This is a genomic window from bacterium, assembly GCA_021372515.1.
In the GTDB taxonomy this organism is placed as follows: domain Bacteria; phylum Gemmatimonadota; class Glassbacteria; order GWA2-58-10; family GWA2-58-10; genus JAJFUG01.
Genome location: JAJFUG010000200.1, coordinates 1 through 9,599, shown reverse-complemented (window position 1 = coordinate 9,599; position 9,599 = coordinate 1). Strand labels below are relative to the sequence as shown.

Annotated in this window: 9 protein-coding genes; all 9 read right to left on the bottom strand. The window is 60.2% G+C overall.

Annotated elements, in window-relative coordinates; all coding sequences use genetic code 11:
* Nucleotides 1-468 precede the first annotated feature (468 nt).
* Nucleotides 469-759, bottom strand: a complete 291-nt coding sequence (cas2, locus tag LLH00_17940) for a CRISPR-associated endonuclease Cas2 (protein ID MCE5273163.1) — start codon at nucleotides 757-759, stop codon at nucleotides 469-471.
* A gap of 7 nt (nucleotides 760-766) precedes the next feature.
* Nucleotides 767-1,798: a type I-C CRISPR-associated endonuclease Cas1c gene (gene cas1c / locus LLH00_17935; GenBank protein MCE5273162.1), complete on the bottom strand. Its 1,032-nt coding sequence runs from the start codon at nucleotides 1,796-1,798 to the stop codon at nucleotides 767-769.
* Nucleotides 1,795-2,499 carry a CRISPR-associated protein Cas4 gene (gene cas4, locus LLH00_17930; GenBank protein ID MCE5273161.1) on the bottom strand — a complete coding sequence of 235 codons (705 nt, stop codon included), beginning with the start codon at nucleotides 2,497-2,499 and terminating at the stop codon, nucleotides 1,795-1,797. Before cas4 ends, cas1c begins: the two co-directional genes overlap by 4 nt.
* Before the next feature lie 10 nt (nucleotides 2,500-2,509).
* Nucleotides 2,510-3,397, bottom strand: a complete 888-nt coding sequence (cas7c, locus tag LLH00_17925; GenBank protein ID MCE5273160.1) for a type I-C CRISPR-associated protein Cas7/Csd2 — start codon at nucleotides 3,395-3,397, stop codon at nucleotides 2,510-2,512.
* Nucleotides 3,398-3,458: 61 nt separating this feature from the next.
* Complete coding sequence (gene cas8c, locus LLH00_17920) at nucleotides 3,459-5,300, bottom strand: type I-C CRISPR-associated protein Cas8c/Csd1 (protein MCE5273159.1); 1,842 nt, start codon at nucleotides 5,298-5,300, stop codon at nucleotides 3,459-3,461.
* Nucleotides 5,297-5,980: a type I-C CRISPR-associated protein Cas5c gene (gene cas5c, locus LLH00_17915; protein MCE5273158.1), complete on the bottom strand. Its 684-nt coding sequence runs from the start codon at nucleotides 5,978-5,980 to the stop codon at nucleotides 5,297-5,299. Before cas5c ends, cas8c begins: the two co-directional genes overlap by 4 nt.
* A 23-nt stretch (nucleotides 5,981-6,003) precedes the next feature.
* The gene (cas3, locus tag LLH00_17910; protein ID MCE5273157.1) at nucleotides 6,004-8,250 is read right to left on the bottom strand and encodes a CRISPR-associated helicase Cas3'; all 2,247 of its coding nucleotides are present in this window, start codon (nucleotides 8,248-8,250) and stop codon (nucleotides 6,004-6,006) included.
* Nucleotides 8,251-8,454: 204 nt separating this feature from the next.
* On the bottom strand, nucleotides 8,455-8,748 hold the full coding sequence (locus tag LLH00_17905; protein ID MCE5273156.1) for a hypothetical protein: 294 nt from the start codon (nucleotides 8,746-8,748) through the stop codon (nucleotides 8,455-8,457).
* A 43-nt stretch (nucleotides 8,749-8,791) separates the two neighbouring features.
* Nucleotides 8,792-9,599 (bottom strand): hypothetical protein (locus LLH00_17900; protein ID MCE5273155.1); only part of this gene is annotated, 808 nt, incomplete at its 5' end.

The window sequence follows — 9,599 nt, the reverse complement described above, 5'->3', positions numbered from 1 at the left end:
GCGCGAGGGGCGACCTTGCCGCCTGACTTTATGTCCAGCACGCCACCTGTTTCAATCCACGCCCCTGCGCGAGGGGCGACCGGGCGAGTGTCGGTAAAGTCTTTTTTTACGAGTTGTTTCAATCCACGCCCCAGCGCGAGGGGCGACCTGAAAACTGCGTGGGTCCATGTTGTAGCCTCAAGTGTTTCAATCCACGCCCCTGCGCGAGGGGCGACTACTCGCCAGCTTATTCCCCTTGCGCAGGAATTGGTTTCAATCCACGCCCCTGCGCGAGGGGCGACTGTACTTATACAACTGCTTAATTGCCATATCGCTGCAACATATTTCCCGCGAACCTCTGACTCCACCCGACCTGATGATCGGTCCTTACATTTATCTTTGGTGCTAAGTCATAAAAACACAAACAATTCCACACCGCGCGAACCTTATATAAAGAACTGTGTTCGCCTCAGGTTCGCGCACTTTCAGTCAGATAATCAAAGGCCCTTCCGGATCGTAGGCCTCTTTCGCCCCGACATGCTCCACCCGTCTTTTCCAGTTGCTTCCCAGAAAGTAGAAGCGAAGGCTATCCTGTTTGGCGTTTGCTTCATCCACCAGTTTTGCCCGTAGCGTGGTCCACTGCCCGGGATCGACCAGACATTCAAAAACCGAGTTCTGCACCCGCTGGCCGTAATCCTCGCAGACCTGCGCCACACGGCGCAATCGCCTGCGCCCCTCCGCGTTTTCAGTACTTACATCGTACACCACGAGAACCATCATCACGGCCTCATTTCCAGAAAAATGGGGGATAAGCGTCAGTATCACCCCTGAGGAACCGGGCCAGCAGCATCGCCTGCACATGGGGCAGCAGGCCGACAGGGATTTTTTCTCCCAGAAACGGATGCAACACCTCCTCCTGCTTCTTTTTCTGCCAGGACACCAGGAGTTGCCTGCGGGTGTTGTCGTCCATCAGCACCGCTCCGTTCTCAAGCACTCTGAACCCGTCAGCCGACACCTGCCGCAGGTTGATCAGCGAAAGCACGGTTCGGTCTGCCAGGACCGGCCTGAATTCTTCCATCAGGTCGAGCGCCAGGCTCATTCTTCCCGGCCGGTCGGTGTGAAGGAAACCGACCGCTGGGTCGAGTCCGACTCCCTCCAGCGCCGAAGTCACATCATGAGCCAACAGGGTATAGACAAACGAGAGCATGGCGTTCACCCGGTCAAGGGGCGGCCGCCGGTTTCGAGCCCCGAAATTGAAACTCTGTTTGTCGGCCACTATCAGGTGATCGAATACTGCAAAATAGATGTTCGCCGCCCGTCCCTCGTTGCCGCGAATCCTATCCCTGTCGAGCGGATGTTTCAGCTCACGCAGCAAAGCTGCCAGATCGGATGAAGCTGCCGCCAGATCCGGTGAGTTTGAGTCCAGCGGTCTGTCCCTGACCGCCCGTTGAAGGACCACCCGGCAATTGGCTATTTTGGCCGCTACAAACGCCCGGGCAACCTCGGCTCCTTTATCGGAATCATCCGCAACACGGTACTGCTCGCGGCGCAGAAGGACATTGCCTGTCACCGGGCCGTGAAGTCTGGCCAGGAATCGTCCCCTCTCGGAGAGAAAGGAGACAAGGACATTCCGTTCGCCGCACAGTCCGAGAAGCTGTGGACTGAAACCGACCCGGCCGAAACAGACTATGCCTCCAAGGGTGTGGATGGGCAATTGGAGCTTGGTCGCCCCGTCGACACGCACCAGAAGCGTCTCACGGTCCCGGGCCAGATATGCTCCCTGGGTGGTTACGAAAAGCGTGTTCAACAAGTGCTTCATTTATCGGTGCCTCCCTGGCCAAGCGCCTCGTCAATGAGCTTTTCGAGGTAACCGGACGCACTCGAATTCAGTCCCGTGGATCGCGGCAGACAGATTTCACTCAGGCTGCAATTCCTGCATCTGGGCATCTTTACAGCCGGTGGCGTCACTTTGCTTTCCATCAGCTCGTGAAGTCTCTCCGCAAGCTTTTCAGTCTCATCCCGCAGATTGGGTCCCAACGGGACAGGGAACCTCTTCCAGGGCTGCCCGTAGAACAGCGCCCCCTCCGGCACGTCAGCCCCGAACATTTCTTCCAGGCATAGCGCCTGCGCGCAGAGCTGGACCTCGTCCTCGGACCCGGGCTTGGGGCGGCCGCGTTTGTATTCCACGGGCAGGGGCCGCCACAGGCCCTGCACTCCCGGAAGCTTGGCCGCTGGAGCGGACGGATCGGAGGTTTCCTTCCGCACCCGGTGGAACTCGACCACATCCGCCTTGCCGACCAGCCCCAGGCGGAGCGAGCGCAGGGGGAGACCCCGGCTTATCCGCAGGTCTCCCCGTGATTCCGTTCCAGTCTCATCCGCCTTGCGATGAAACTGCCTGCCCTGGGCGGTCAGACGGTTTTCCTGCCATTGGCCCTCCAGGTGGATCAGGGCGCACTGGCGCTCACAGAACGCCAGGTGCTGGAGCGCCGAAAGGGGGAGCAGGTCGTCTTCATCGTACATCGGGCCGCCTTCAGAGTATTTCCGTGATCGTGATTCCCGCGGGCGGGTTCTCGCGGTCGACAGTCACGGTGTAGTCCGAATAGGCGCGCGCAGGACGAGTGAGGTCCTTGCGCCCGATCCGCACCCGCTCGAACAGGCTGTGCGCCGGGGCGCTTCCCAGGGCGCTGGCGTGCTCGAACACGACCAGCTTGCGCGCCGACATCTCGCCGCGGGCGGCGGAACGGTCCAGCTCGAACATGTTCATCAGCGCGGTCCAGAGTAGTTGCAGGTCCGCGTCCGAGAACCCGGTGTCCGCGGCCAGGAACGGCGAGACGAAACCGTGGGCCACGTACAGTCCGTAGGGCACGATTTCCTTGCGTCCCATGGTGCGGTTGTCGCCGGACTGGGCCTCGGCTTCGGCCTCCGTGGTCACGGCCATGCGGGTGATGGACTGCTCGAGCGGGGTGATCGGGTCGACCGAGCGGGAGAAAGCGATCTGCACCGGGCCGCGCACCTGCCCGCAATTGATTCCGGTGGTCATCACGGCCCCGAACATCCGGATATCGAAAAAGGTCTGGCACATCCAGGCCCGGGTATCCGAGATCATGCTCGCCTTGTCCTTGCCCTTGGCGTCCGGTTTCAGCCCCAGTGCGTCATAGGCCCGCTGGTGCTGCTGGTTGAGCACCGCTTTCTCCTTCACGTAGATGTCGTAGCCAGCTTTCGGGCTGCCGTCCGCCTCGCGCTGGGCCAGGCAGATGAAGTTACGCACCTTGCGCTTGAGGCACACGTCCGACACCAGGCCCAGGCCGGTCTCCGGGTCGATGCGGGGGGAGTTGCCGGCATCCGGGTCGCCATTGGGGTTCCCGTTGACTATGTCGAACAGCAGGACGAAATCGTAGCGGCGGTCGATGGGATTCATTTTTGTCTCCATGAGTGTCAAAAGATGTAAAATTCAGAATGATTGGATGCCATCAAACATGTTATTGCCCGGCCTGTCCGGCGGGCGGCTCGGGGCTGTCGCCCCGTTTCTTCCAGAGCTGATGGCGCTGCTGATGATAGCCCAGCACGAAAAGGCCCTGTTCCTCCAGGCTCAGGTGTGGCGGAAAACCGCTCAGGCCGGCCAGGATGTCATCCACCTGACGCTCCAGCCAGGTGGCGCTGCCTCTGGAGCGCTCGTTGTCTTTGGCTTTGGAAGCGTGGTGGCGCAGGTTCTTGAGCAGGCGTGGAAAGACCACCGCCGGGGTGGCCGAGGCGCCGCTGAAGAAGCGGTCGACCACCGAGGCGTTGACCTCTCCCAGCGCCAGTTGCTGCATGCGTTCGATCACCGCCATCAGGCGGCCGAGCAGGTAGCCGGGGTTGGTGTTGTTGGCATCCATTTCGGGCAATACCTCCGGGTAAGGTGTAGTCTGGGGATGAATACGTTTTCGTCCGTTGAGCACGGCCTTGATCAGGGCAGCCCGGGCCTCCTGGCGCTGACGGGCCGTATAGCCTTCGAGACCATCCGCAGCCAGCCGGCCAATCTCGGCCCGCGTGCGTTCGAGGGCTTTCTGCAGGATGGAAAACGGCAGGGGCGTCCCCTTGAGCGCACCTTGGAACAATTGCCCGGCCAGGGGTGGTGGGATGTTCTTGTCCTCTCCTCCCGCAGCCAGTGAGCGCAGCAGCGTGCGCAGGGACAGGGGGGGCTCCTCGCCCGAATCGGATGGTGCGCTGAAAGCGCGCACCAGGTTCAGGTCCTCGAACCAGCGGGACAGGTTGGCCACGGCCTCGGCCAGGCTGCTCTCGATCCAGCCGCGCACGATGGCCCGTCCCTGGGCCCCGCTCAGCAGAAGGGCGTAGAAAGCGGAGGTGTCCTCGACCCGCGGGGGTTTGCCCCGCCAGACCGAACGGTAGGTCTCGCCCACCAGCTCGGGGTTGGCCTCGAGCAGGCCGCCGAACATGCAGCAGAAATCATCCCCGCTCGTGTCGGCGGACCAGTAGCAGACCACGGTGTCGGCGCTCAGGCGCAGGCTGCGGCGGGGCAGGCTCTGGCCCGGTTGGTACGGGTCGGGGAAATCGGGGTCGAGCAGACGGTTGAGGGCGGTGGCGCAAGCCTCAGCGGCGTCTCTTGAGACCGAAGCATTGGCGTTGCTTTGCCACCCGTATGATTCGAAAGCCGGCGCGTTGAAAGAGACCAGGGCCACCCCGCTGGTGGAACCGCCGGGAACACGTTTAAGTCCAGGGAAAAGCTCTCCCGGCTCGCATGGATCACCGGTGACCAGACAGCAGGCAGTGGCGGACCCAACTGGTACCGCCCGTTGCTTTTTCCAGTAAGCTTTGACATCTGGACGGTCGGTTACCAGGAGATTCTGGTCTTTCGAGTAAATGAAAGCGAAAAGATCGTTGGGAGCACAACCATCTAGCAATTCGACTTTCAATCCCGCTGCCACCTGCTCAAGAAAGGCCAGGACTGCACCGGCGGCTTCATCTCCAGTAGCTGAAAAGCACTTGCTCACCTCCTGCCGGAACAAAGAAGCGCGCAGTTTCAATTTGTCCGGCTCTCTTTTGCTTTTCGGGTCCGGGTCGATACCGAATACGTACTCGGCCTTGTCAAAAAAGAAAAAGGCCCTGTCTCCGCTTGTCCTGCCACCTGTGCGGGGCAAGAGAAACGATTTGGCAACCGGCTTGCCTTTCCCGGTAACAGGAGGTTGTTTAGTCCCCTCGATGCCGAGGAACCTGCCCCCCGGACCCACTCGCACCAGCCAGGCCACCGGACGGTACTCGTAGTCCGGGTCCGGCCGCAGGTGTTCGCGCTCGGCCAGTTTGTACAGCGCCTGTAGGATCATAGCGCGCCTCCTGCCGCCGCCAGTGGGGTGAAAGACGGTTCCTCCGGAACTTCCAGCACGCCCGCCTCCAGATGCGCCTCGAAGAACAGGGGGCGGTTGCCCTGCGGGCCGAATGAAATGTCCCAGAGCATGATCCCGATCCCGCGGGAGTCATTCACCGGCAGAGGGGCGTCGTCAGCAGGCAGCACTTCGGCCGGGAATTCCCGGCAGCCCAGATAGGGCTGGTGATAATGCTGGCCCTTTTCCAGGCGGCGGCGGAACATCTCGGCGAACTTGTTGACGTTATCCTCCGGCCCGGCCTTTCCGGTCATGTCGAAATGGGCCTCGATCAGGTAGTCCACATCGCGCAGGGCGATGGTGTTGCGCTGGGCGCGGTCCTCCTCGATGAAGAAGGGCAGGACCGGCCCGCCGTCGTGGACCACCCGCGAGGCCGGGGCCACGGCTTTCGAATTCACCTCGTTGCGGCGGAAAGCAGTGAACCGGATCTCGCTCAGCACCTTGATCCGCTCGACCCTCCAGACGATGGCCGGTTTCCAGAGGATCGCCTCCAGCAGACCGCGGGCGGCCGAGGGAGTCATCACCGGGTAGCTCACGCGCTCCACTTTCAGCTCCGGCCGGGTAAAACAGGCAAAAGTCCCACGGGCGCGCAGACAGAGAACAGGACTACGGGTTTGGATCATAACGCCCCCCTACTTTGGTTGTTTCAGACTATCAGGCTTTCGGAATCAGCAGAAGGATTGTCGCCGATAACAAGCCCGAACCTTTTGTCATAAAGGTGCCCATAATGCGCATTGAGGACATTCACTCCCTCGATTACCTCCAGAGCTCCCGCTTGAGACAGCTTTTGCATGGCCTGGGGGTAGATGCTTACAGTATAGGGCTGTAAAGCCCTGAAGCGCGCCCGGTCAGGCCCGAGGACCCTGAGTCTCTGGACCGCCTCAGATGCACACTGGTAGGGCACGACGACAGGACAACTGAAGCCATCCTCGATCAGTTTGAAAGCCCCGGCCACCGAGGCGAAGGAAAAATCCTGGCGCAGGGGCTGGATGTTGCGCGAATCGAGGTTCCGGGTGAAATAAAGGCGACTGAAATAGGACTCGAAGATAGCGGGATCATCGATATCGAGGTTTTCTCCCTGTTCCGCCAGAAGAGACTGGGTAACCTCCAAGGCTCTTTGCGGAGTCCCCTGCGGTGGCATGGAAACAGATCGAAAGATGCAGACCCGGCCGGTTTCGAGTTTCCCCTCCCGGTTACAACGCCCGGCAGCCTGCACGAGACTGTCCAGACCGGCCAGCGCCCGGTAAACGACCGGGAAATCCAGATCAACCCCGGCCTCAACAAGCTGTGTCGACACCAGGCGGCACTCGGCGCCCGAGGCAAGGCGGGATCGAACCTGAATCAGAACCTCGGAACGATGCGCCGGACACATCAAGGCCGAGAGGTGGAACACGCTTTCCGGATCGGCATGCTCGGTCAACAGCCGGGCCAGTATCCTGGCATCCTCGCGCCGGTGAACCACAACCAGGGCCTGAGACAGAGGGGTGATCTCAGCCGCCAGCTCGGGCCAGTCGAGCGATGCCGCTAAAGAAGCGGGCCACTCGTAGACAACACGTTTCAGCCGGGTTTGGATTTCCAATCCTTCCGGCGCTATGGCTCGATTGTTTTTCAGGCCCCAGGGGAAACCCTCCCGAAAGGCAAGGGCCGGTGGTGTGGCGGTCGATAGGACCACTGAGCAACCGTAATGGGCGGTCAGTTCATTCAGGGCTTCCAGGATGCTGATCAGATAATCCGGTGGCAGGGATTGAACCTCGTCCAGAATTATCACACTGCCGGCGATGTTATGGAGTTTCCGGCACCGGGCAGGCTGGTTGGAGAACAGGGATTCGAAGAACTGGACAGTGGTTGTCACGATGACCGGGGCATCCCAGTTCTCCGCAGCCAGTTCCTGCCTGGCTGTCTGTTCCTCCCCTTGTCGCTCGGATTGTTTTATCGGATCAAGGTTTGAGTGATGCTCCAGCACGTTTTCGGCTCCGAGCGCCTGGCGGTATATATCCGCGTTCTGTTCGATGATGCTGGTATAGGGTATGACCACGATCACCCGGCGCAGGCCGTGACGCTCGGCGTGGCCAAGTGCGAAACTCATCGCGGACAGGGTCTTGCCTCCGCCTGTGGGGACTGTCAGGCTGAAAATCCCAGGCTCGAAAACTGTAGCCTTATTACAAGCCTCCAGGATTTGAGAACGGACAGTGTTGACCGGGTTGGCCCGCTGCTGGGGCGTCAGGCTTTCCATCTTTGCGTCCAGAAAGCGATTCAGACGTTGCCGCAAGGAGGGTATGGATGAACACCCGCCGCGTAAAGCCGCCTTGTGGGGAGACTGAAACAACTCACTGTCCAGACGGTCTGCATCCACAAGGGCTGAAAAAAGAAAACGAATCCAGAACTCGCAGCTACGGCGGCGTATCTCGGCTGCCAGCTTGTCCATCGACTTGGACGACCTTAAGAAAGAGGGCCATTCAGGCAGAGTCAGGTCTGTGGTCAGGTGGTGGTATTTCTTTTCCAGTCCTTTCAGGAGAGGCTGGTTCGAGGCAAGCCGTTCTTGAAGCGTGGAGCCAGGGCTATCTGCGCTCAAAACAAGGTTGGATAACCCGGCATGATGCCCGGCGATGATGAAAGACAGGGGCAGCCCCCGCTCCCTGTCGCGCTCGAAAGCATACGCTGCCCCGACACCGGAGTGTTCCACCCTGCCCAACGATCCCGAAAGCAATTCCTGAAATTCAGGCCGGTATTTGCCGAGGTCATGCAACCGTCCGGCAAGGTAGCCCCATTCGGAGGAACCGAATGCGGTGCAAAACGACCGGGCCAGGCGCGCTACGTTCCGTAAGTGGTCTTCAAGTTTTTGCCACCGGGAATGATCCGGTTCATCGGGAAGAGAACGAGCGTAGTATTCCATGTCTTCTCTTGTCATTCTGAGGGTAACGATTACGAGGCACAGACAGAGATAAATTAAATCATTCATCACTGATGTCCGTTGTCAAGGAACATATTATCCGTGCAAATAGTTGCCCTTTGCCGTCCCGGCGGAAGGAATTAATGCTCTGACCTGATTCCGGGATGGTATAATGATTTGAATCCATCAGTTAACTATACTATGCACTCAGTACCCACCCCCGAACCGGCTGTCCTCCATCCTGGCCTGGCTCTCCATTGCAGCCTCGTCTTCGGCCCGTTCGTGCTCCTGTTCCATGTAGGCCTCGAATTTCTCCTGCTCCTCGGGAGTCATAACCACCTCCCGCCTTGCACGTCTGGCATCGACCGGGACTGCAACCGCATCGTGCCGTGTTCTGTCCTGCTGAACGATTGCCGTTATAAAAGCGGCCACGATGATTCCCCAGAACACGTAGAAATAAATCCTGAGGCCGACCGACTCTTCCTTCTTTCCGTATCTCATGCTCGTTCATCTCCATTCGGAATGTTCAGGCGAGCTGAAAGTCTTATTGCAGGCCGCGGAACCTCGCCCGCCTCGTGGCGCTCCTCATCCCGCTTTCTCCGGCGCCGCGGTTCTGCTCCGGGAAGAGCGCGGAGTGGACTGCCTGCCCGCGCCAGACCAGGGCCGAGCCTATCACTCCCGCACCCCTGAACCGGTGGTCCCAGCCGTGGCCCGGCGACTTGAATTTCGTCTCGTGTGCTTCCTTTGCCCGGGCCAGGAACTCCGAGGCCTGGGTCGCGGCGATCTGGTGCTGGCTGTCCTGCACCCCGAACATCGACTCCACTGAGTAGCTCTTCAGCAGCTTGGGGTGAAGGGCCCGGTAGGCGCTCTCCCGCGAGACAAAATCCATCCCCGCCACCCGGTCACCGATGAACACGATCAAGCCGTGCTGGTTCTCCACAGCCGGGAAGGCCTTCAGGTACTCATCGAAAGACTCCTGCCGCAGGGAGTAAAAATCCTTCATGGCGCCGGTCGAGGAGTGGGTGCCAGACTCCCGGTGCAGCTCGCTGATCGAGTTCCAGATCTCTCCCTGGTTGGAATCGAACCTCCGGCAGTAGTTAAGCGAGTCGCTGACCGCATGTATCTTTGAGGCCCGGACACTGCGGAACATGATGTTCCCGGAGTCCTTGAACTCGGGGGTATCGTACGACCAGCGCCCCTGCTCGGTGCAACTGACCGGGATCAGGGTCTCGGACTTCTTCCGCAGCAGCACCGTGGTGTTGAGGGCGCGGTTCTGCTTGGCCCCCTCCAGCTCCTCGCCGTCCAGGATGAGCACCGCCTGCTCCGAGGAGTTCCGCACCTTCAGCTCCGGC